General features: G+C 70.1%; 18 protein-coding genes. 9 read left to right on the top strand and 9 right to left on the bottom strand.

Annotated elements, in window-relative coordinates; all coding sequences use genetic code 11:
* Window positions 1-24: 24 nt before the first annotated feature.
* The 4 genes from ACFXMF_RS10175 to ACFXMF_RS10160 form a co-directional block, all read right to left on the bottom strand.
* A complete protein-coding gene (locus ACFXMF_RS10175) occupies window positions 25-1,467 on the bottom strand; it encodes a phage tail sheath family protein (protein WP_379988275.1) in 1,443 nt (480 codons plus the stop codon).
* A gap of 375 nt (window positions 1,468-1,842) precedes the next feature.
* Entirely contained in the window at window positions 1,843-3,768 is a 1,926-nt protein-coding gene (locus ACFXMF_RS10170; RefSeq protein ID WP_379988276.1) for a hypothetical protein, read from the bottom strand.
* A 171-nt stretch (window positions 3,769-3,939) separates the two neighbouring features.
* Window positions 3,940-4,536 (bottom strand): hypothetical protein, encoded by a 597-nt coding sequence (locus ACFXMF_RS10165; RefSeq protein ID WP_379988277.1) that lies wholly within the window; start codon window positions 4,534-4,536, stop codon window positions 3,940-3,942.
* A 113-nt stretch (window positions 4,537-4,649) separates the two neighbouring features.
* On the bottom strand, window positions 4,650-5,156 hold the full coding sequence (locus ACFXMF_RS10160; protein WP_379988278.1) for a hypothetical protein: 507 nt from the start codon (window positions 5,154-5,156) through the stop codon (window positions 4,650-4,652).
* 707 nt (window positions 5,157-5,863) lie between these two features.
* Here ACFXMF_RS10160 and ACFXMF_RS10155 point away from each other — a divergent pair.
* From ACFXMF_RS10155 to ACFXMF_RS10135, 5 genes are all read left to right on the top strand, one after another.
* Window positions 5,864-6,853 carry a Pvc16 family protein gene (locus ACFXMF_RS10155; RefSeq protein ID WP_379988279.1) on the top strand — a complete coding sequence of 330 codons (990 nt, stop codon included), beginning with the start codon at window positions 5,864-5,866 and terminating at the stop codon, window positions 6,851-6,853.
* Window positions 6,854-6,968: 115 nt separating this feature from the next.
* On the top strand, window positions 6,969-9,059 hold the full coding sequence (locus ACFXMF_RS10150; RefSeq protein ID WP_379988280.1) for an AAA family ATPase: 2,091 nt from the start codon (window positions 6,969-6,971) through the stop codon (window positions 9,057-9,059).
* Between the two features lie 173 nt (window positions 9,060-9,232).
* The gene (locus tag ACFXMF_RS10145) at window positions 9,233-11,593 is read left to right on the top strand and encodes a hypothetical protein (RefSeq protein WP_380017758.1); all 2,361 of its coding nucleotides are present in this window, start codon (window positions 9,233-9,235) and stop codon (window positions 11,591-11,593) included.
* Between the two features lie 921 nt (window positions 11,594-12,514).
* Window positions 12,515-12,736 (top strand): hypothetical protein, encoded by a 222-nt coding sequence (locus ACFXMF_RS10140; RefSeq protein WP_379988283.1) that lies wholly within the window; start codon window positions 12,515-12,517, stop codon window positions 12,734-12,736.
* A 21-nt stretch (window positions 12,737-12,757) separates the two neighbouring features.
* Window positions 12,758-13,938 (top strand): IS3 family transposase gene (locus ACFXMF_RS10135; RefSeq protein ID WP_379988284.1). Its coding sequence is split into 2 segments (ribosomal slippage): window positions 12,758-13,022 and window positions 13,022-13,938, totalling 1,182 coding nucleotides; the frame shifts between segments, so codons are not numbered across the junction.
* 539 nt (window positions 13,939-14,477) lie between these two features.
* Here ACFXMF_RS10135 and ACFXMF_RS10130 read toward each other — a convergent pair.
* The 4 genes from ACFXMF_RS10130 to ACFXMF_RS10115 form a co-directional block, all read right to left on the bottom strand.
* The gene (locus ACFXMF_RS10130) at window positions 14,478-14,996 is read right to left on the bottom strand and encodes a hypothetical protein (protein WP_379988286.1); all 519 of its coding nucleotides are present in this window, start codon (window positions 14,994-14,996) and stop codon (window positions 14,478-14,480) included.
* A gap of 428 nt (window positions 14,997-15,424) precedes the next feature.
* Complete coding sequence (locus tag ACFXMF_RS10125; protein WP_379988287.1) at window positions 15,425-15,772, bottom strand: hypothetical protein; 348 nt, start codon at window positions 15,770-15,772, stop codon at window positions 15,425-15,427.
* Window positions 15,773-16,621: 849 nt separating this feature from the next.
* Entirely contained in the window at window positions 16,622-17,875 is a 1,254-nt protein-coding gene (locus ACFXMF_RS10120) for a sensor histidine kinase (protein ID WP_379988288.1), read from the bottom strand.
* Window positions 17,872-18,528, bottom strand: a complete 657-nt coding sequence (locus tag ACFXMF_RS10115) for a response regulator transcription factor (protein ID WP_379988289.1) — start codon at window positions 18,526-18,528, stop codon at window positions 17,872-17,874. The genes ACFXMF_RS10120 and ACFXMF_RS10115 overlap by 4 nt, the downstream gene beginning before the upstream one ends.
* A gap of 165 nt (window positions 18,529-18,693) precedes the next feature.
* Here ACFXMF_RS10115 and ACFXMF_RS10110 point away from each other — a divergent pair, with 165 nt between their 5' ends.
* From ACFXMF_RS10110 to ACFXMF_RS10095, 4 genes are read left to right on the top strand one after another with little or no spacing between them, the layout of a single operon-like run.
* Window positions 18,694-19,236 carry a hypothetical protein gene (locus ACFXMF_RS10110; RefSeq protein ID WP_360323735.1) on the top strand — a complete coding sequence of 181 codons (543 nt, stop codon included), beginning with the start codon at window positions 18,694-18,696 and terminating at the stop codon, window positions 19,234-19,236.
* Window positions 19,233-20,381 (top strand): peptidoglycan-binding protein, encoded by a 1,149-nt coding sequence (locus ACFXMF_RS10105; RefSeq protein ID WP_360323737.1) that lies wholly within the window; start codon window positions 19,233-19,235, stop codon window positions 20,379-20,381. The genes ACFXMF_RS10110 and ACFXMF_RS10105 overlap by 4 nt, the downstream gene beginning before the upstream one ends.
* Complete coding sequence (locus ACFXMF_RS10100) at window positions 20,378-21,106, top strand: ABC transporter ATP-binding protein (RefSeq protein ID WP_360323738.1); 729 nt, start codon at window positions 20,378-20,380, stop codon at window positions 21,104-21,106. Before ACFXMF_RS10105 ends, ACFXMF_RS10100 begins: the two co-directional genes overlap by 4 nt.
* Window positions 21,103-22,299 (top strand): ABC transporter permease, encoded by a 1,197-nt coding sequence (locus ACFXMF_RS10095; protein WP_360323739.1) that lies wholly within the window; start codon window positions 21,103-21,105, stop codon window positions 22,297-22,299. The genes ACFXMF_RS10100 and ACFXMF_RS10095 overlap by 4 nt, the downstream gene beginning before the upstream one ends.
* 108 nt (window positions 22,300-22,407) lie before the next feature.
* On the opposite strand, the gene ACFXMF_RS10090 is transcribed toward ACFXMF_RS10095, so the two are convergent.
* Complete coding sequence (locus tag ACFXMF_RS10090) at window positions 22,408-22,584, bottom strand: hypothetical protein (protein WP_379988290.1); 177 nt, start codon at window positions 22,582-22,584, stop codon at window positions 22,408-22,410.
* Between the last annotated feature and the right edge of the window lie 237 nt (window positions 22,585-22,821).

The following is a 22,821-nucleotide window of genomic DNA, read 5'->3' as shown; positions in this document are numbered from 1 at the left end:
GGCGGGGCGGGGTGCCCGAGTGGGTCAGGTCACGGTGGGGGCAGCGGTGGTCTGGGTGACGCGGAAGACGACGAACTCGGCGGGGCGCACCGGCGCGACGCCGATATCGCAGTACACATGCCCCCGATCGACCGTGTCGGGGGTGTTGTTCGTGTCGTCGCACACCACGTAGAACGCCTCCCCCGGAGTACGACCCGCCAACGCACCCGCACGCCACTGATCGGTCAGGAACGCCGACACCGCGTGCCGCAACGACGCCCACAACCGCTCGTCGTTCGGCTCGAACACCACCCACCGCGACGACGACACGATCGAGTCCTCCAGAAAACACACCAGACGACGCACGTTCACGTACCGCCAGTCCCGCGTGTCCGACAACGTCCGCGCACCCCACACCAGCAAGCCCCGACCGGGAAAAACGCGCAGGCAGTTCACTCCGACCGGGTTGAGGTCGGCCTGTTGGTCGTCGGAGATCGGCTCGGTGGCGCCGAGGACGCCACGCAGACCGACGTTCGCCGGCGCCTTGAACACCCCGCGCCGCGCATCGGTTGCCGCCCACACCCCGGCGATGTGCCCGCACGGCGGCACCACCCGCTCCACGCCGGCGACGCCGGGAACGCGCACCCACGGGTAGTAGCAGGCGGCGAAACCGTCGGTCGTGTCGTCGACGCGCAGCGTTTCGGGAAACGCGACGGCCGCGGCCGGGGCGATGTCGGGCGGGGGTTCCGTCAAGGCCAGGCGATTGCCCATCGCGTGACAGTGCGCGACCACGGCCTTGATCATGTCCTCGCGGATGGCCGGGTCCCGAGTCAGGGTCCAAAGGTCGGGTGCCGCGACCATCTGCACATCCGGCACGGTCTCGAGTCCGGCCAGCCCGGAGCGGCGGAGTTCGTCCCCCTGGAGAGTCGGTTGCGCTCCCGATCCCTGTTCCAGACGAACGATGTAACACGCGGCCCCGCCGTTGGCGAAGAAGCCGTACACGACCTCGGCAAGGTAGCCGGTGAGCAAGGGGAGGTCCATGTGCAGAAACAGCAGTTCCGTCTTGTACGCGCGCAGCGTGTCCAGCAGGGCACTGGGGATATAGGCGTGCTCGTCGAACCACAGGCAGAGTGCGTCGAGTTCGTCGCAGGACTGGAGTCCGGGCGGCTGACCGAGCAACGTGTCCAGTGCGCGGATCGTCTGCAGCGCCTCGAGATCGAGCTCGTCGTTCGCGTCGTCCACCCGGACGAACTCGTCGCACTCGCGACGTAGCGTGGCGGCAGAGGATGCTTGTTGCTCGATGCGGGCCAAGTCGTTGCTCAGGTAGATTCGGGCGAACTCGGACCAGCCGCGTACCAGCAGCGGTGTGTTCGGGCCGTCGGAAGCCATTCCCAGGAAGGCGGGCGTGGACGTGCCCGTCGCGGTGATCAGACGCACACCGCTGGGGATCTCGCGCAGGTGGACGCCGGGGGCCAGGGGAGTGCTCACGGGTGGTATCCCTTCCGGGTGGGCGACGACATGTGGTGCCTTCGGACGTCGTGTCGGCCCTCGACGAGCGGCACGTATCCGCGAAGACGCGGCTTCGAACCTGGTGTACGCCGTTCGCCGCGAGGACACCGAGCGCCGCTTGCCCGCACGCGAACGGTATGGCGCCTGCTTCGGATCGGGGAGCGTCGGGGAAGAGTCGTGATCTCCCGCCGGTCGACCGACCTTGCCACCGGACCGACGTTCCGCACGCGCCGTGCTCCGCCCGAATTCCGGTCCGGCGCCCATGGCGTGGTGACCGCCCCACGAGATGCGGCGAAGACCTTCGCAGGGCGGCGGACGGGCCCGCCCGCCGAGTCCTTCGGCAGCCTCCGGGGGTCAGCCCGCAGCGGCAGCCGGGGTGAAGGTCCTGCTGTGGTGGCCGGGGTCCAGTGGTGCTCCGGCTACGGAGGTGAGGTCGTGCGCGGTCACGGTGTAGGAGCGATCCGTCTCGAAGACGCCGGTGAGGCGAACGACGAGACCCGAATGTGGATCACGCTCGGGGGTGACGTCCACCGGCGGATCGATGGTGTAGGCGTGGGGGTTGCCGCTCGAGACGGGATCGACGTCGGTGTTGAAGGTAAGGGTGAGCAAGTTGCCGACCGCGCGCGCTTGTTCCAACGCGAGGAGAATCGCCGGTGCCCCGCCGGCGCACACCGGCAGCCCGCCCAGGGCCGCCCCCGACTTCATCGCCGAGAGACGACAGTGCAGCGACGGGGCGTCGAGCGGGTGTGCCGGATCCCCCGCGGCATTTTCCTCGGTGACGTAGGAGAAGAGTTTCTCGAACTGCTCCAACGCCTCCGGGACGGCTTCCGGCCATTCGGTGGGCCACCAGTAGGTCCTGCTGGTGAGTGCGAAGGCGAGGTGGTCGGCCGCGCCGACGGCGAGGAAGCCGTCCGTGCCCAGGGGCCGGTCACCCTCGTGGCGTTGGATGCCGTGGGCGATGGCGATCAGCAGTCCCTCGTGGCCCAGCGCGGTGGTTCGGGCCAGGCCACCGGTGACGACCACGATCTTCCTGCCGTACTGCCGCACGGCGTGGACGTTCGGTTCCGCCGTGTACCAGTCGAGGTGGAAGACGATGTCGGGGTAGAACCCCGTCAAGTGGCGGAAGAGATGCTCGATCTCCGCCTTGCGGATCGGGTTGGTCAGGTTGAGTTGCTCGCCGTTGCGCTGGATGTCCGCGGCCTGTTCCGGGGTGAACAGCGCGGCGGACGGGGCCTGGGCGTAGTCGGACCTGGTCTGGTAGGCCGTGAAGGAGCCGGTGTACTCGACCAGGGGCCTGTGACCGGCCACCGTCGCGAACGCCACCGAGGTCTCGAACCGGTGCCTCTCGTGGCGTCGCGCGTACGCCGGCGTCCAGATGTGCGGGCGATCCTCCAGGTCTTCCACCTTCGCGTCGTCCGGGATGTCGTCGAAACGCAGTTGAAGGTAGTAGTCCCCGACCACGATGCCGGAGGCGGTCAGCAGGTGGCCGTCCGTGCTCTCGTCCGAGGGCTCGTCCGTCCCGATGTGGTGTACACCGCCCGTGTAGGCGCCGACGGCGACCGAACGGACCGGAATTGCCGCGCCGTCCGCCGTGACGACCGTGTCGTCGACGTGGATCCTGGATGCCTGCACCCAACGCGGCCGGCCACCCGTTCGAACCAGCACGGGCTGATCGGCGGAGCAGACCAACTCACCACCGACGCCCGCGTCCGCGCCGAACGTGAGATGGACGGTGGTGTGGTTCGTCCCTCCCTCGGAGCCGTCGCTGAACGTGACGACCGTCGGGCGCCAGGACAACACCCCGTCACCACTCAGGCTTCCCGCCAGGACCTGCTCGCTGCGCGCGATCGACTCGATCGCGCGATCGCCCTCCGGCGTCGCGATGGGCGTCCCGTAGGCCATGCACGCGCAGCAGCAGACGCACGAGGCAACCTGCCAATAACTCCCGCCCAAGCCGGTGTTCAGCGCCGCGCAATCGTCGTGGATGCTGTTGGCATCGAAATATCGACAGCCACCGTCCTTTCCCCTGTCGATGTCCTCCAGACGCAGAACCGGATGCTTGTTGGTGGTTGTGAACTTGCAGCACGCAAAGGCGAGAATCTCGTTGTACTGCTGCAGTCCCTTACACGCCTCGTGAATCTGTTGGGCGACCCCCTCCGACTGGCAATGGTTTTCCAGGCCGGTGAAAATCCAGCAGACATGCGGCCATTTCGGGGTGACTCGGACGGTTTCCTCGTTGTGTTTCCGGCACTCGTCCGGGCTGTAGTCCTCGAGGGTCATGGTTCTTCCTTCGGTTGTCGGTGTTCGGACTCGCGAGCGCGGAGCCGGGAGCGGCTGCGACGGAGGGCCGGGTACGCCACAGGGCCCGGGCGGGTCCCGAGACCCTCGGGACACCCTTCGACGTCACGGACCGCCCGGCTTCGACACCGTGCGCCGCAGTGCCCCGGCTCGTCACACACTGCGTCCGGCGACCTCCTCCGGGGCTCGATCGCCGCGGCGCGCCCGAGCCGAGGGGCGGGCGGCGTCCTCCGCCGGTTCTTCCCAGCGGGTCGTCCCCGGTCGCTGTGGATGCGGCGAGGGGCAACTCTCGGACGGGAGCCGAGTCTTGCGCGACACCGGACAGCCGCATTTCCCGCAAACCGACTTGTCCGACGCGCGGACGCCGGTGATCGTCAGCAGTGCGCCGGCGGATCCGCCCTCCGGCCCGGGGCGAAGCTCCGGACACTGCCCGCAGGCGGCGAGCCGCCTGTTCCTGGTCTCGTCGTCCACGACCGTGAAACCGGTGCGCGCCCAGCGGGCCAGGGCCGCCGCGCCACGCGCGAGCATGTCGGCGCCGGTGGGCTCGTTCGCCCGCGCCGGAGGACGGTCCAGGAGGTACCGCAGCAACACCGGATCCCGGCGACAGGTCAGGAGGTTCGCGACGTAGGTCGCGTCGTCGAGCGCGGCGCGCAGCACCGTCTCGGTCACCGGGCCCTCGATGCCGAGGACACGGCCCATCTCGACGCACTGCTCTTGCACGGTGAGTTCGGTGGACGTCTCGTCGTCCATGGGCGACTCCGCTTCGTTCGTCCGGTCCGGAAGGGGCCCGTGACGCGCCGGGGCCAGGCTGCGACCCGCGATCGGTGCCACGAGGCGTGGACCCGGGCGCGCGGGTGAGCGGGTCAGGACGGAGTGGCCTGGGTCCAGAGCCCGTGTCCGGGAATGAACGCCACATCGACCACACTCGGCTTCTGCTTCGTGTCCTCGACCAGGTAGCGAACGTCGTTGAGCCGAAGGAGATAGGTGGCCCCCGTCGAGAGATTGTTCGTGTCGATGAACGACTGCACGACCGCGAATTCTTCCCCGCATTTCTGGAGGGAGACGGGTTTCCCCTGGACGGCCGTCAGGCACAATCCGTTGTCCTTGTTCTTGAGTGTGCGGCCGAGTTGTGCATCCGGATCACTCGGAATCCACTGCTGACTCAAGGAGTCCTTGGCGCATTTGGCGAGCACCACCATGTTGCTCTCGTCGCGGTCCATACAGTTGCCGCTTGCGCTGTTCTTGAAAATCATCGGCTGGTTTTCGGCTCGCCGAGGCACGCGCTCGGCGGGGTGGACCTCGGCGGCGGTGAACACGACCACGCTCACGGCAGCGAGCGCCGCGCTTACCCAGCGGCCGGACATCCGCATGCTGTCTCCCTGCTTTCCTGACGGGTGCGAAATGATCATTCGTAAGGTGGTGGACCGGGCTCAGGGCCTTTCGGGATGGCTGACGGAGCGGAGACCCTCGGACGACTCGGGGAAAGCGGCCGTCGCAGTGCCGCGACGACCGTCGGGAGAGGCGACTCGATCGCCGGATGGGCGGAGGTCTCCTCGGGCCGTGACGACGCGACGAGCCGGGGGGACGACAGTTGCCCGTACGTGGGCCGGGAGGGACATCGACGAGCGCCCCCACCGTCGCGTGGTGAGCGACGCGAACGGCGGCTTCCCCCGCCCGGTGCCTGTCGCGCGGGGCGCCGGCCGCGTCGGCGGCAGTGCCCGAGGACCGCGCCGCCTCGACGTCCCGTGGGCCGTGACGTGCGACGGGGCGTGCCGGTGCTCCACACCACCGGTCACAGCAGCGGCTTGGCATCGGCATGGTGAAGCTCCCGGTTCGTCTCGCGTCCGGCACCATGGTGGCCGCGCACCCACGGTCTTCGGCTCCGTCGCGCCATCGACACATAACAATCCAACCATTTGGTCTAAAGTGGTCGCCGTCCACCGCGCCCACCCACGCGGCACGGTTCACGGCGCCCGGTTCGGGCATGTGCACCAGGCCCGGACAGCGAACACGGACGCTCGCCGGGCCCGCTCCTTCGGACCCCCACATCCCCGGGAGAACCGCTACCGTGACCGCCTTGCCCCCACCCGTCACCATCGAGATGGTCGACTACTCCCTCGCCCGCCTCATGGCGGCGAACCCGACCCTGCGAGGGGCCGATCTCTCGCTCGGCACGCCTCACCGCCACCGCCCGAGTCGGCCCCTGGTCAACCTCTTCCTGTATCGCGTGCGGGAGGACGTCCAGCGCCGGCAGGCCGGAACGGTACGTCTCAACGGCCGCGACGACGACCGGTCGCAGACCGTCGCACCACCTCGCTGGGCCGAGTTGGGCTACATGGTCTCCGTCGCCTCCGCCCAGACCGACGCTTCCCCCATGTCACTGGGCCTCCCGTTTCCCGGGGACTTCGGGTCGCTCGACAGCCACGTCATTCTCCAGAGCCTGCTCGGCGTGTTCACCGCGACCGACGAGGTGCCGCTGTTCCTGCCCGGCGAGGACAACGCCTACCGATACGGCATGTCGGCGCTGCTGCGCCTGAACCAGCCGTCCGAGGATGCCCGATCCGCCGGGGAACTGTGGTCCGCGCTCGACGTGCCCCCACGCCCCTTCCTCGACCTGGCGGTGACCATCCCCCTGCTCCCGGGCCCGGACGCGATCACCGTCGGCACCTGGCCGACCACCGTCACCTTCGGCATCACCCCCACGACCGGCCCCGGCGCACCCGCGCAGAGCAGGACGCTCACCGGCGAGCGTCTCCCCGAACCCACGGTGCACCGCGTCGATCGGGACGAGACCCTCGGGCGGATCACCGTCACCGGGCGACTCCCACCGCACGCCACCGGACTGCGGGCCTGGATCAGCGACGAGGACGTGTACGTGAGCGCCATGACGAGCACCGTCTCGCCCGATCCCGGCACGCACGACACGCCCGGGGGCCTTCTGTTCACGGCGACCGGCCCGTATCCCGGGGAACTTGTCGAAGCCACCGTCCACCTCGTGGCGGTGGGCGACCGGGCCGGCGCCGGCGGCCCGGTGCGCCTCGACTCCCCCGAAAAGACCTACTCGTGACCGACTCCCCGGGGACGATCGACCGGCCGGACGGCTCGCCGTCGGATTCGGTTGCGGCCCCGTCGCGAAACCGGCACTCGATCCACCGTCCACCGCATCCGCGAGGAGGACCGGCATGTCCGCCGCCACCGACGCCGACACGCGTCACCTGCGGGCCCGCCTGTGGCTGCTGGAGGCCCGCACGCGCGACCTGCTCACGGCCGCCCGCCCGAACGCCGAACACACCGACACCTCGTCGGGCGCGGCCGAGACCGCGCCGACCGACCCGCTACCCGATTCCGACGGCCGCGCCGCGCTCGAGGACTGGGCGGACGGCGTCGAACGTGACGGAGGCAGGCTGCGCCTGCGCCACCTCGAACGGGTCTTCGGTCTGCGTCCGCACGAGCTCGACGCCCTCGTCGCCGTGGCCGCCCCCCACCTGGACACACGCCACGCCGCGCTGTACCGCGCCCTGTGGGGCGCCGGGCCCGACGGGGACGCCACCCCGGCCCTGACCATGCGCCTGGCCGGGCTGCCCGACGCCACCGCCCACACGACATGGGCCGCCGCGGCCCCACTGCGCGCCCGGGCCCTGGTCGAGTTCGTCGCGGACGACGAGGGCGCCCCCTTCCTGACCCGGGCGCTGCGCCCGGCCCGGCGGGTCGCGGCGTTCATGGCCGGCGACGACCACCTCGACGACGCCCTGATCGGCATTGCCCGCACAGTGGACACACCGCCCGCCTCCCCCGAGGCGACCGACCGGGGCACGGCGCTCACGGGCGTGGCGGCCGCGGTACGGGCGGCGGTCGCGTCGACGTACGTGCGTCACCCCGCCGGGGACTGCGCGGCGGAGGCCGTGATCGCCGCGGTCCTGGGCTGCGACCGCGCGGTCCTGCACGTGGACCTGCGCGGCATCGGCGCGTGGGACAACCCGGCGGCCGTCCTCGCCGCGGTCCGCCGCGAGGCCCGGCTCGGTGACCGCGTCATCGTCGCCGGCCCCTTGGAGGCGTTCTACGCGTCCCCCGGCGCCGGCGCGGACGGTGGACGGCTCGCCCGGCTCCTGCGCACGTTCCTCGCCCCCGATCCGGCGTGCCCCCCGCCGCCGCTCGTGCTGACGGGCTCTCGGGCCTGGGAAGACGACGGCGGCGACGGGGCGCCGGTGCGCATCGACGTGCCCTCCCCCACGGTCGAGGAACGACACCGTCTGTGGGAGCGCTGGCTGGCCCCGACCGCGCTGGCCGGACACGCCCACGCCTGGGCGCACTGCCGCCTGCCGGCCCCGCTGGCCCGACGGGCCGTGGAGGCCGCGACACGACATGCCCTCCTGGAGGACCGCGAGCCGTCCCGCGCGGACGTCGACGACGCGATCCGCGCCCACTCGCCTCCCGAACTCGAACGCCTGACCCGCCGGATCCGGCCCACCGCCACCCTCGACGACCTGATCCTGCCGCCCGCTCCGCGCGCCGACCTCGACGACCTCCTGGCCCGCGCCCGCCATCGCGACCTCGTCCTGCGCCGATGGCGCCTGTCCCCCGGCTCCGCACGCGGGCACGGCGTCGTCGCCCTGTTTCGCGGCTCCTCCGGAACCGGCAAGACCCTCGCCGCCGAAGCCCTCGCGCACGCCCTCGGCGGCGACCTCCACGTCGTCGACCTCGCCGCCGTCGTGGACAAGTACATCGGCGAGACGGAGAAGAACCTCGACCGCGTCCTCACCCACGCCGCCCACCTGCACGGCGTCCTGCTCTTCGACGAGGCCGATGCCCTCTTCGGCAAACGCTCCGCCGTCAAGGACGCCCACGACCGCCACGCCAACACGCAGACCGCGCACTTGCTCCAGCGCCTCGAAGCGTTCGACGGCGTCGCGATCCTCACCACCAACCTCGCCGACAACATCGACGACGCCTTCACCCGACGTCTCGACCACATCACGCATTTCCCCTCACCCGACGCCGGCGCCCGACGCGCGCTGTGGGAGATCTGCCTGGGTCCCCGTCTCCCCCGCCACGACGACCTCGACCTCGACCGACTCGCCGCCGCCTTTCCCCTCACCGGCGGTTCCATCCGCTCGTGCGCCCTCACCGCCGCCTACCGCGCCGCCACCACCGACACCCCCGTCACCACCGCCGACCTCGTCGACGCCATCGAAGCCGAGCACCGCAAATTGGGCCTCCTCCTCGACCCGGACAAGTTCGACGCCCACCGCGCCGCACGTGGGAGAAACACATGAAGCACAAGCGCCCACCCGAGGCTGCGACCGCGACGTTCGTCGACAAGACACCACGCTCGGGTCCGAGCGGGCCACGACCACGGCGACGCAGGCGGGCGCCGAGTGACGGGGAGAGCGAGACACTGCCGCCGGCACCGCCGCCGCCGGGCCTCGCCGACGCGTCGGCGTCCTCGTTGCCCACCCCCTATCCGGAGTTCCACTTCGAGCCACACCTTCGGCACACCACCACGTCGGCGATCCTCGCCGGTCTGCAACTCACCGCGCCCGTCGCCGACCGGATCAGGGAGCGACTGCCGGTTCCCGAGGGCCCGACACACGCACCCGCATCGGGCTCCGCCGGAGAAGACACGGCGGCCACCGACGGCGCGGCCGAACACGACGGCGGCCTTCTCGACACGGTGCGTGACCTGTACGCCCGGCACACCGAGTTCGCCGCGTCGACGATGGCCGGCGCGGACCGGCTGATCCGCTCCTATCGCTCCCCGGAGGGCGCGGGGCAGCCCTCGTCGGGGGCCGACGCCGCCGTCGCCAAAACCTTGGAGGAAATCGCCAAGCAGTTCCGGGACCAGAACGGCGCCCTCGCCGCGGCCTGGGACAACAGGGAAAATCCGACAAAAATCGGAAAGGAGATCATCAAGTCCCAGTATTCCGTGGCGAATATGGAGAGTCTGATCAAGGCCTACTCCGAGGACGACGTCTTCAGGGCGTCGCGCAGCGCCCTGGCCGTCTTCATGGACTATGTGACTCTCACCTCCAAGGGCGCCGGCAAAGTCACGAAGTACTGGGGTCTGTTCGACAAAATTCTGGAGATCAGGTTTGCTTCGGCGGTACGCAGATATGAGTGGGCCAGTAAGGTCTCCGACCTCGATGCGGTGATGTCGGATTCGGTGAAGGCGGCGATGGCGACCTTCACCGCCGGACAGGCATCAGTGGTCCAGGCGCGGATCCAGGTCGCCGGCAACGAAGCCCTCACGAAAGACCGGGAACTACAGAAGGAGGTGCGGCTGGCCACACGAAAATTCTGCCGAAGCCGTAAGAAAAGATTCCGGAGGGTCGCGCTGAGGTTCGTGCAAAAGAACGCTCCCACCTACGTCGACACCTTCCACAAGAAAGTGGACAAGACCGAAATGGAGATGAAAAGATTCACGAAGACAAACAACCTGTTCACCAATTGCGAGAACGAGATCTACGGGCGCGTTTTCGACGCCGAGAACTACACCGCGTCCCCGGGGACGACCACCGCTCCCGGCGCGCCACGGGTATCCCCCGCTGTCGGTACCGATGCCCCGAGCGCGACGACGACCGCCCAGTCCCAAGACACGACGCCGGCCCCCTCACGTGACGTCTCCCGTACCGTTCTCCGCTTCCCCGGCGTCGACGTGGCGCGCGTCGTACCCGAGACCCATTCGGCACGATACGCAAGCGCGGGACACAACGAACTGGTGCTCTTGTCGGGGCCTCCCGCCGAGCGGCCATACATGTACCTGTGGATCCAACTCGACGCCCGTACCACGGTGAGGTTCCACGTCGACGTGCACGACAAGGTCTGGATCCTTGCCACCGGGCCCGTGACGATCGGCCTGGACGGTCGAAAGGCCACGCTTCTCAGAGCGAACCATCTCCGTTCGGTGCCGGCGGGGACCACCGTCGAGGTCATCGCGGCGAAGCGCGGGAGGGCCCACACGCCGGCCGCCCCGATGACGCCGGCCCGCTCCGCGCCCACCTCGACCTCGCGGGCCCCCGACCGTCCACAGCACTTCACACCCGAGCGCCCCACGCACCTCGTCCTGGGCACACCCGATCTGCTCATCGCCGTCGGGAGCCTCGGCCCCTGCACGATCGACCGGGGGGACGTCGTGGAATCCCACAACTCCACCTCGACCATCGCGTTCGATCCGCGGGAAGGAGAGTGGATGTTCGTCACATTCGCCGAATCCGGCCTGGAAATGATGGTCGAGGCCGTCGACGGGCAGGCGCTGCTCTCGTTCAACCGCGAGAACGTGACGGTCGCGGCACCCGACGACAGGGCTGTGCCGTTCGACGCGCATGCCGCCGGATTCCGCGTGCGTCCGGAAGACTTCATCGTCATCGGCCTGCGCCGGGCCGCCGGGGCGGGGCGTACGGATGACGCGTCGAAGGGCCCACTCGCACAACCACGGACCTCCACGACGGTCGCCGCACCGAGCGAGTCGCCCGGGCACGCCACGGAGGACGACGGCCCTGTGGTAAAGACAATCCTCCATTTCGCCAATCTCGAACAACTGGGTCACTTCCGGGTCACCGGCAATTCGGCGAGATATCGGCGGAACAACGAGGACTTCGAGATCACCTTCGAGACGCACCGGATCTTCCACATTCGCTTCGCCGACAACGGCCTCGAAGTGATGGCCCAATCCCTGGCGAACGGCAGGGTACGGCTCGCCTTCGGCCGCGACGTGTCGGTCCACGCCGGCAACGAACCGGTACCGCTCACCGCGGACAACCACGACTGCACCGTCCCGGCGGGCGGTCGCATCACCATCGACGCCGAGTGACCGGCCGAGCAGCACGCGAGCCTGCCACACGCGGCCGACCCATGGCACGCCGCGCCGGCCGGGCGACGCGTAGCGACGATCTCCGGGCCCGGTGGCGCGAAGGATGCGCATCAAGGATGGGCGCTCGGCTCCGGGGGCCGACGAGGCCGGTCCCGGGGGCAGTGGTTCGTCCGTGTCCTCGTCGGTGTCGTCCGTTCCCGAGGATTGGTGCGGAGGGACTTGTGATCGCCGTCAGACGATGTCCGAGGCGGTTGCCGTCATGTTCAGACGGACGAAGTCGAGTACCGGTCGTTCCAGGCGTGCGGAGACGGCGTGGATCAGGGCTCGGCGTTCGCCCTCGGTCCGGTCGGCCAGGGAGGGGCCCAGCGCGGCGTGCGTGAGGAAGTCCTCCAGGTCGGCGGCGGCGTCGAAGGGGACGGGTGCGTCCGCGAGCCATGCCCGGGCGCGACTGCGCGCCGCCGAACAACAGCTTGATCGTCAAATCGGTGCAACTACGCCCCACGGATGCCGAGACGACGCCGCATGTCGGCTGCGGGTCGTACGGCCCTGCCACGGTGCCGGGTAGGCCTCCGGCCGGGAACTGCTCTGGCGAGGCTCGGTCTTCGCTGTTTGCCGCCGGTGCCCGCTCGGTGGGCTCGTTGGCCTGGGGTCCCTTGCGCGTACCCCGGCTGTGGGCACTCCTTGATTCTGCGGGAGCGCGGTCGTCTGACACCGGTCGTGCAGATCGCGCATATTCGTTCGGCCCTTGGCGCCGGGTGGGATCTGTGGCGTCGCATCGGCGCGGACGGTCGGCCCGTTCAGCCGCTGTCCCGGTTCGAGGCCCGGTACGAATCGGAGCACGGGGCGTATTGCGGCGCGGAAGCCTTTTGGGACTACCGTGCCCAACCGAAGGTCAGGGAGTTCTACGACCACTGGTGCCGGATGAAGGACATCCCCGGCATGCTCAACTTCGGGTACTCCGACGTCACGGATCTGGATTCCTGGTTCGCGGGCGACCGCGAGGAGTTCGTCGAGCGCGAGGCCCCGAGGGCGCTCCGACACTTCGGGGACCTCCTCACCCTCGACGGCTGGTGGATCGAGACGGGAAGAAACGTGGGGTGCCTCGAAGGTTTCGGACAGAGATCCAATAAGGTTGACCTGTAAGGAACCGAGGAAAGCAGCAAGATGGCACGCCCCAACCCGTACACGCCCGAGTTCCGCGAGGAAGCGGTTCAACTCGCATTGAAATCCGCGCCCCGGTCGATCGCACAGACCGCGCGAGATCTCGATGTCCACCCGGAAACGCTCCGCGCGTGGGTCCGAGAACATCAGCGCAGGCACGAAAAAGCCGAAGGGCCGCTTGCGGTGGACGAACGCGCCAGGCTGAAGGAACTCGAACGCCGCAATCGAGAACTCGAGATGGAAAACTCGTTTCTGAAAAAAGCCGCAGCGTACTTCGCGAAGGATCCCCGGTAGGCAGCAAGTACGAGTTCATCGAGACGATGCGACTCGATACCGTGGAGTACGCATATCCCGTCGCGTTCATGTGCGACCGTCTCGGTGTGTCCAAATCCGGCTACTATGACTGGCGTCACCGCCCGGAATCCGCAACCACCGGGAGGCGCGAGGAATTGAAACGGCTGGTCACGAAGGCATTCGAGATGTCCGATGGCACATACGGATATCGCCGTATCCACGCGCAGCTGCTGCGCTGGGGCGTGGCGGCCGGCTCGGAGCTGGTACGTCGGATCCTGCGCGACCTGGGCCTGCTGCCGTGCCAGCCCCGCCCGAAGCGCCGGTCCCTCACCCGTGCTGCGTCCGCGCCCGCGCCGGACCTTGTCGGCCGCGACTTCACCGCTGCCGCTCCCGGCGAAAAGCTCGTCGGAGACATCACCTACATTCCGACCGCCGAGGGCTGGCTTTATCTGGCGACCGCGATCGACTGCTGCACAAAAGAAGTCGTCGGCTATGCGATGGACGACCACTACCAGACGCCGCTGATATCACGGGCGATTCGCAACGCGGCACGGAATCGCACCCTTGCCGAGGGTGCCATATTCCATTCCGACCGCGGAAGCAACTACATGTCGGCCGAGTACGTGCAGGTGCTGAGCGGACTCGGACTGCGCCGTTCCGTCGGCCGTACGGGGATCTGCTTCGACAATGCAATGGCCGAGTCTTTCTTCGCATCCCTGAAGAACGAACGGGTCTCACGCACGAAATACGCGACCCGCGAGGAAGCCCGACGAGACATCGTCCGGTATATAGAGTTCTGGTACAATCGCAAACGCCTTCACTCGGCAGTGGGATACCGCCCTCCAAGCGAGGTACACACCGAGTTCGAAGAGTTGCGACTCGCCGCATGAATCGACAGTCATAGCCCTGTCCGAAAGACGCGAGGCCCCTCAACGACCCCGGCGTCCACGGCCCCTGTGCCGAACCGGTGCCATGCGAGCACGCACCGCACGATCCCCTGTGCCTGACCGATCCGGTCACCTACCTGGAATCACTCCCCGACGACGCACTCCTCGTCACACTCAGGTGCCACGTCTGAACCCGATCGATCCAACGCGCGATGGCCACCACCCCGACACGCCCGGGCCGCCGTCACTCTCGCGAGGCCGGCGAAGAACGAGAGCACCTGCTCACCCGACTCGGCATGCGCCGGTAGGACCGACGGCTTTGACCCGCCACCGCAATGTTCCGCCACGGGAGAGAACAACCTCCCACCGCCCGACCGCCATCGGCTCCATTGCCCACCGGCCTGCGCCGCCCCGAGGTTCCTTGCCACGCGCTGTTCGGCTGCTTCACCTCCTTCGGCTCGGGGGGTCGGTTCGAGGATCCGATCCGAAGCCGCAGCCGTGTCCCATGGGAACCGGGGTCGCAATGCGCGGCGCCGCTGTTGTCAGCGCCACCCCGCCTGGTCGGTGAACGGCACCTGCGGAGCCAGTCGTTCGAGTGCCGCGGCCAAGTCGTGCGTGTCGCGCCGGCGACCGATCCACGCCACCCCCACCCTGGTCCGCGGAGGCGGCTTCCGCTCCCCGTGGACCCGGACGCTCCAAGCGGATTGGGAAGGGGTGTGGAGTTGGTCGTCGAGCGGCGAGTGGAACTGCACCGTGCGGGTGCCGAAGCCGGAGACGACGACCCGACGCACGTCGTCCCAAGGAAGGTGCCGGCGGTGGACTCCCCGTCCGACCGTCGCACCCTCCGTGTCGAGGTACAGGACCGACTCGCGTCGCACGCATCGGACGGTCAACCCGAGAAGCACCAGACCCAGTACCACCCAGGACGCCACCGCCACTTCTGCGGGGAACCCCGGCATCAGCAGGACGACCGCGGTGACGGCTCCGCCCACGGCGCAGAACCCGGCGTACGGCGCCCCCACGCGGTCACGGAGCTCGAACGTGTCTTCGATGTCGGTCACAGCGCGACATGATCGCACCTCGAACCGGCTCCCGCCGGCGAATCGCGCAATCGTCCCGCGTGCGCGGCGAGTTCACAGCCTCGCGGAGGCGGTGCCGCTCGGGTCCGGTCCGCCCACACCCATCCCGGCGGCGTACCCGGGCGGCCCCTCCCTATGAAGGAACCGCGTGCGCATCGACGGACGACAACGCCTCGTCCACCGCATGATGCACACCGAGTTCGGCACGACACTGCCCCGCGAAGGCGTCGAGTTCGGCGAACTCCTCGCCGCGATGCACTGAACCCCGGCCCGGGTGTTCAGGGCCCGCGTGCCCCTGGGCTCCATGAGCAGGACACGGAGACGGAGGATGCCGCCGGGGAACCGGGCTTGTGGTTCGACGGCCGTCGCCGCCCCCGTTCGCATCCGGCCTGGCCGTACGACGGGCGCGATCACGCCCGCCCCGGGAGCGTCTCCTCGGCTTCGCCCATGAGCTGCACCCCGGTGCGCTCAAACCGATTGGACAGCACGTTGGCCGAGAGATCGGAGTCCGGTCCCACGAACTCGGCCCATCCGGCCGCCGTTTCGGCGGCGTCCTCCACCCCTTCGTGGGCGAACCTGGTCGAAGCGGCGATCTCCGACTCCGCCTTGGCCGGCAACGCGCCGAGGAGCCGCGGACGGTCGTCCTCCTGCGGGCCTTCGCGCGACGACTCCGGATCGAGGATCGGCTCGGCCCCCAAGGCCACCAGCGCACCACAGATCTGCTCCGCACTCACCGGGTGCTCGCCGCTGATGCTCACCGGCCCAGCTTCACCGCAAGGCGGGGCTGTGGAGACTGCGACCACGCCGCATCGGAGCGGATGCGACACCGCCCGCGCTGTGCCCGGACCCGCCCGGCGTGCCGACGGGTCCGGGCGAGGACGGAACCGGACGCCCCGGAGAGTGGCGAATCGCCATTTCGGCCCCGGAGGGGGACATTCCTTGTCTACGTTCGCGGTATGAGTTTCGAGCCGCGTGGGACGCGCAACGCCGATCCCGTCACGGTCGAGGACCGCATGGAATTGGAGGACGATCCGGAGGAAGGCCGCGACGGCCTCCGGCCGTTCGGCGCGATGCTCCGGTCGTGGGCGCGTCCCGATCCGGGCGTCGCCCGGGGACCGCACGTCGCGGCGTTGGCCCTGGCCGCCGCCGCTGTCCTCGTGGAGGCTGCCGGCGGCACGTGCGTGGGACCGCGTTACCGGGCGCGGGAGAGCGCGGTGGAGTTGTCCGAGATCGCGGACCGGATCGCGACGGCGATCATCGATCTGGAGCGGGCGGGGGACGGCGACCTCGCCGCCCGGGGCACGTCGGCCCTGCGGTTGCGGTTCCAGGCCGAACACGTCTCCTGGCTGGTCGCGTTGGCCGCGCGTCGCCGGCGAGGCCCTCGCCCTGCCCCCGACGACCCGGCCGCGCGGGCGGACCTGGCGACCGCGGCGACCCTGGCCCGGTCCGTGCTGCGGGAGCGGTTGGGCATCCGCAGACAGGACCGACTCGGCGGCCCGCTGCCCCGGCACCTCCGGGCCCGGGGTCCGCGGTGCCGTGGCCGACCCGAGCGAGGGCGGGGCTCCCGGCCGCGTCGGCGTTCCGGGAGGACGGCGAGTCGGTACGCGTCATCGGAGTGCGGGCGGGTCGCCGTGCTGCGGGGTGGGCAGCCGAACGCGCACGGTGAGCCCCCCGCCGGGGCGGGCGTCGGCGGTGACTTCGCCGCGGTGTGTGGTGGTGATCGCTTCGACCACGGCGAGTCCGAGGCCGAACCCGGTGCCGCGTTCGCGGGCCTGGTGGAAGGGTGCGAACAGGGCGGGGACCTCTTCGGGGTCCAGGATCGGGCCGGTGTTGGTGACCTCCAGGTACGCGCTGTCCCCCACCAGGCCGGTGGTCATCGTCACCGTGCCGTCGCGGTGGTTGTGGCGCACGGCGTTGGCCAGCAGGTTGAGCGCGACCTGCCGCAGGAGGGCGGGGTCGCCCTCGACCGGCGCGGCAGCCGTCGTGTGCGTGACCCGGACACCGGCTTCACGGGCCTCGTCGGCCAGATCGTGCGCGGCGGCCCGGGCGGTGTCCGCCAGATCGACGGGACGCGCCTGGAGCGTGGCGCTCTCGCCGCGGGCCAGGGTCAGCAGTGCGGCGATCAGGCGTTCGGTGCGGGCGTTGGCGTCCAGCGCGCGTTGTACGGCGGGGCGCAGTTCGTCGGGGACGCGGCCCTGGGCGAGCGGGATCTCCAATGCGGTGCGTTGGATGGTGAGGGGGGTGCGCAGTTCGTGTGAGGCGTGGGCGGTGAAGCGTCGTTGCGCGGTGAAGCTTCGGTCGAGGCGGTCGAGCATGGCGTCGAAGGTGTCGCCGAGTTCGCGGATCTCGTCGTACGGGCCGTCCAGGGCCAGTCGTTCGTCCATGCTGCGGTCGGCGCTGATCCGGCGGGCGGTCGCGGTCACCTGGTGGAGGCGGGTCAGCGAGCGGCGGCTCGCCCACCAGGCGAGCAGTGCGGCGAGCGCGGTGAACGCGGCGAGCAGCAACGCGGAGCGGGTCAGCAGGTCGGCGAGGATGGTGTCCTGGAAGTTCCCGAAGCCTTGCGCGGGGGAGGTGGGGAGTGGTACCGACCCCTCCGAGGGCGTGCCGGGCAGGGCCGGTACGGGCGTGCCCGGTTGCACGGGCTGGGCGGGTTCGAGGGGTTTGGCGGACGTGACGAGGTCGCGGTTGGCGTGGATGAGCTGGCGTGCGCTGAACCAGTTCAGTGCGAGCATTCCGCAGCCCAGGACCGCGAACACCGCCGTGGTGACCAGGGTCAGTCGGCCGCGCAGCGGCAGCCGGTCGGGGGCGAGGCGAGACCGGAGGCGGGACGGAGGACGCGATGCGCGGCCGGGTGGGTTCACAGCCGGTATCCGTAACCCGCGTCGTGCACGATCAGCGGTGGGTCGCCGAGCTTGCGGCGCAGCGCGTGCACCGTCACCCGGACCGCCGTGGTCGCCGGGTCGACGGCCGTGTCCCACAGGCGGTCGCGGAGTTCCTCGGTGGGGACCGGCGCACCGTCGGCGAGCAGCAGCAGTTCCAGGACGCCCAGTTCCTTGGGGGTGAGGTTCAGTGGGCGGCCGTCGCGTTCGGCGGCGCGGCGCGCGGTGTCCAGGCTGACGCCGCGCCTGCCGATCACGACCGCGGCGCGGTTCCCGGCGGAGCGGCGTCCGAGTGCACGCAGCCGGGCGACGAGTTCGAGGTAGGAGAACGGCTTGGCCATGTAGTCGTCGGCGCCGTGCCCGAGACCTTCGACGAGGTCGGAGAGAGTGTCGGCGGCGGTGAGCATCAGGATCCTCGCCGGATGGCCGGTGGAGCCCAGCGCCCGGCACACCGCGTCGCCGCCCAGTGCGGGCAGGTCCCGGTCCAGGATCACCACGTCGTAGTCGGCGGCGGCCGTGCGTTGGAGCGCTTCGAGGCCGTCGTGGGCCACGTCGCAGACCATGCCCTCGCCGCGCAGCCCCTCGGCGAGCATGGCCGCCAGTTCCCGCTCGTCCTCGACGATCAGCACCCGCATGTGTCCCGCTCCGCTCGCTCGCACCGCCGCTGTGCCGCACGGGCACCGAAGACCAAGCCTGCCCGGCGTGGTGTTAGCCACCGGTTAGGCGCGCAGTCACAGCCGGCTAACCGCGGCCTCCGTAGAACTGTGCACGTCACCCCACGTTCACAAGGGAGATCGAACATGCGTACTTCCACCATGCGCCGCAGGTCGATACGAGTCGGGCTGGCCGCCGCCGCAGCGGGCACGATCCTGGCCGTCGCCGGCTGCTCCTCCGACGACTCGGCCCCCAAGGTCGCCGGGGACGAAGGGGCCGGCCAGGCCAAGCCGCAGGACGACAACGCGGTCCGCAAGGCGTGGGTCGACTGCATGCACAAGCAGGGCCAGACCAGCGTCACGCAGAACAAGGACGGCAACATCGGCCTCCCCGCCGCGAAAACCGACACCGGCCTGGAACCCGGCTACGAGACCGCGACCAAGCTGTGTGACGAGAAGGTCCCGGGCATCAAGCAGGCCAAGCAGGCCGACAACACCAAGTTCGTCGAGATGTCCCGCAAGTGGGTCGCGTGCGCCCGCAAGAACGGCTACACCGACATGCCCGACCCCGACCCCAAGACCGCCATCGTCACCATCCCGCGCGCCGTGTTCGACCCCACCAAGTGGGACGCGGCCTCGCGCGCCTGCGACGCGCAGTTCCCGATGGCCGGCTACTCGATCGGCGAATGACCGTGACCCACACCGCCGAAACCCCCGCCCCCGCCTGCGACGAGAGCGGCCCCGGCCGCAAGAGGAAGCGCGCGAGGGTCGTCGTTCCGCTGCTGGTGGTCGCCGTGCTGGCCGGCGGCGGCGTCGTCGCGGTGGTCCGCCCCTGGGACCGCGACAGCGCAACGACGAAGCAGGCCGCCGTCCGGTACGACCTCGTCCCGGTGGAGCAAGGATCGTTGTCCACCAGCATCCAGCTCACCGGCTCGCTCGCGTTCGACACCCCCGCCCCCATCGTGGCCTCCGGCAAGGGCACCGTCACCGCCCTGCCCGCCGTCGGCGCCGTCGTCAAGACCGGCGGCAGGCTGTACGAGGTCGACGGGCAACCGGTGGTGCTGATGACCGGCGACCGCCCGATGTGGCGCGACCTGGGCCTCGACGTCCCCGACGGCTCCGACGTCGAGCAACTCGAGAAGAACCTGATCAAACTCGGCCACGCCAAGGGCCTGGACCTGTCCGCCGACCGAAAGTTCACCTCCGCCACCGCCGTCGCCGTCAAACGCTGGCAGAAGTCGCTGGGCGTCAAGGAGACCGGAACCGTCGCCCTGGGCAGCGTCGTCATGCTGGCGCAGGAGTCCGTGCGCGTACAGCAACTCGGCGCCAAACTCGGCTCGACCGTGGGCAGCGACTCGATCATGACCGTCACCCGCACCGACCTCGTCGTCACCGCGCAACCCGCCGACAACCAGGTCTCCCGGTTCAAACCCGACGGAAAGGTCCGCGTCAAACTGACCGACGGAACCGCCGTCGAGGGCCGCATCCGCTCCCTGGCCCGAGGCTCCACCGGTGGCGAGGACAAGTCGGGCGGCTCCGGAGACGGCCCGAACGGCAACAAGACCACCGTCACGATCGTGCTGGAGAACCAGGACAAGGCCCAGCAGGCGGGGCCTTCCCCGGTGACCGTCAACGTCGTCGGCGACACCGCCGACAACGCGCTCGTCGTCCCGGTCACCGCGCTCCTCGCCCTCGACGGCGGCGGCTACGGCATTCGCGTCGCCGACGGCCCCACCACCCGACTGGTCAAGGTCCGACTGGGCCTGATCGCCGACGCCAAGGCCCAGATCACCGGCGACGTGCAGCCCGGCGCACAGGTGGCGATCCCCAAATGACATCCACCCCACCGCAATCCCCCACCCCGGTCCTGGAACTCTCCGGCATCGTCAAGGAATACCCGGGCTCACCCCCGCTGCGCATCCTGCACGGCCTGGACCTGACCATCGAGGCCGGCGAACTCCTCGCCGTCGTCGGCCCGTCCGGCTCCGGCAAATCCACCCTGCTCGCGCTCCTGGGCTCCCTCGACCGCCCCACCTCGGGCCGACTGCGCTTCGAAGGCCGCGACGTGTCGAACCTGTCCGATGCCGAACTGGCCGCGCTACGCGCCCACCGCATCGGCTTCGTCTTCCAACAGTTCTTTCTCCTGTCCGGACTCACCACCGTCGAAAACGTCGCCACCGGGCTCCTGTACAGCGGCGCGGGATTGTCCGAACGGCGCGCGCGGGCCGCCGCGGCGCTGCGCTCCGTCGGACTCGGCCACCGCCTGGACCACCACCCCGACCAGCTCTCCGGCGGCGAGAAACAACGCGTCGCGATCGCCCGCGCACTCGTCGGCCGCCCCGCACTCCTGCTCGCGGACGAGCCCACCGGCGCACTCGACAGCGTCTCCGGCACCGCCGTCGTCGACCTGCTGCGCACCCTCAACGCCGACGGCACCACCGTCGTCGTCATCACCCACGACCGCGAACTCGCCGCCTCCTTCCCCCGCCGGATCGGCATCCACGACGGCCGCATCGACTTCGACGAACGCGCCCCCCAGCCCACCGGAGCCGGCCTGTGAGCACCACAACACGCCGCCGCACCCGACTACGCCCCACCGACCTGCTCCGCCTGGGCATGATCGGACCGCGCACCCGCAAGATGCGCTCCGCGCTGTCCGCACTCGGCATCGCGCTGGGCATCGCCGCCGTCGTCGCGGTCACCGGCATCTCCAACTCCAACCAACAGCACCTGCTGGAACGACTGGACCAACTCGGCTCCAACCTGATCACCGTCGCCCCCGGCAAAGGCTCGGACCAGAAACCGGTACCGCTGCCGCCCGCCGCCGAGAAGATGCTCGCCGCGATCGGCCCCGTGCAGCAGGTCACCGCGACCGGCGCCACCAAGGCCGACGTCTACCGCAACGACCTCGTCCCCGAGCAGCAGACCGGCAGCATCACGGTGCTGGCCGCCCGCCTGAACCTGCTCGACGTGCTGCGCGCCACCCTGAGCAGCGGGCACTGGCTCGACGCCGCGAGCGAGAACCTTCCGGTGACCGTCCTCGGCGACCAGACCGCACAGCGCCTCGGCGTGACCACGCCGGGCGAGCGGGTGTGGCTGGGCGGCCAGTGGTACAAGGTCGTCGGCATCCTCGCCCCCAACGAACTCGCCCCCGAACTGAGCACCACCGCCCTGGTCGGCTGGCCACAGGCGGTCGCCCACCTCGGCGCGGACGGCACCGCCGCCACCGTCTACCTGCGGTCGTACTCCGAACGCGTCCCGCAGGTACAGTCCGTGGCCGCGGCCAGCGCCAACCCCGGCAGCCCGAACATGGTCGCGGTCAGCCGCCCGTCCGACCTCCTCGCCGCCCGCGCCGAAACCGAGAACACCCTCACCGGGCTCGTCCTGGCCCTGGCCGGCGTGGCACTGCTGGTGGGCGGTGTCGGCATCGCCAACACCATGGTCGTGGGCGTGATGGAACGCCGCGGCGAGATCGGACTGCGCCGCGCCCTGGGTGCCCGCGGCGGCCAGATCGCCATGCAGTTCCTCCTGGAAGCCGTACTCATGGGCTTCCTCGGCGGAATGGGCGGACTGCTCCTCGGCGGCCTGGCCGTCTACGGGTACGCGCTCGTCCAAGGCTGGGCGGTGGCCATCCCGCTCTACACGCTCTTCGCCGGCCCCGCCGTGTCGGTGGTCGTGGCCGCGCTCGCCGGGATCTACCCCGCACTGCGCGCCGCGAAAGCCTCCCCCACGGACGCGCTGCGCTCGGCCTGACCGAGACCGGTCGCCCCGGGCGGCGTCTCGGCCACGAGCCGACGCGCCGACCGGGGCAACCGGCGTTTCCCGAGTACCGCGCTTCGGGGCGTTCGCGCGCGGGGGCGGTCAGCGTCGCGGGCGGTACGCGGTCAGGCCGACCTCGACCGGTGAGCCGCCCGCTGCGGTGACGACGCGGACGAGAGCCAACTCGCGCGTCGTGCGCGAGCGGACGCAGAACGACCGTCCCGCCGACACGTCGCGCAAGGTGACGGTCCCGGTGGGGCGTCTGTCGAGGGCGGCCACGCACTCCTCCGGTGTCGGAGTCGGCGTTTCGGCGCGCAGCACGGCGGCGTCGCTGTCTGAGGTCCACAGTGGATTTCGGGTGTGGGCAGGGAAGTTCAGGTTACTGAAAATTCAGTCGATTCCTGGCTCGACCATCCGGGTGGAGGTGTACCCGGACCAAGGATGGGGCGGGAACGACCTCCCCGGTGGCTTCGCCGGTCACGGTCCTGGTCGGCGGCCCGAGCAGGGCGGCGCCGT

Source organism: Embleya sp. NPDC059213 (genome assembly GCF_042754445.1).
Lineage (GTDB): Bacteria > Actinomycetota > Actinomycetes > Streptomycetales > Streptomycetaceae > Embleya.
Note: the sequence above shows the minus strand (reverse complement) of the source record. Positions and strands in the feature narration are given on the sequence as shown.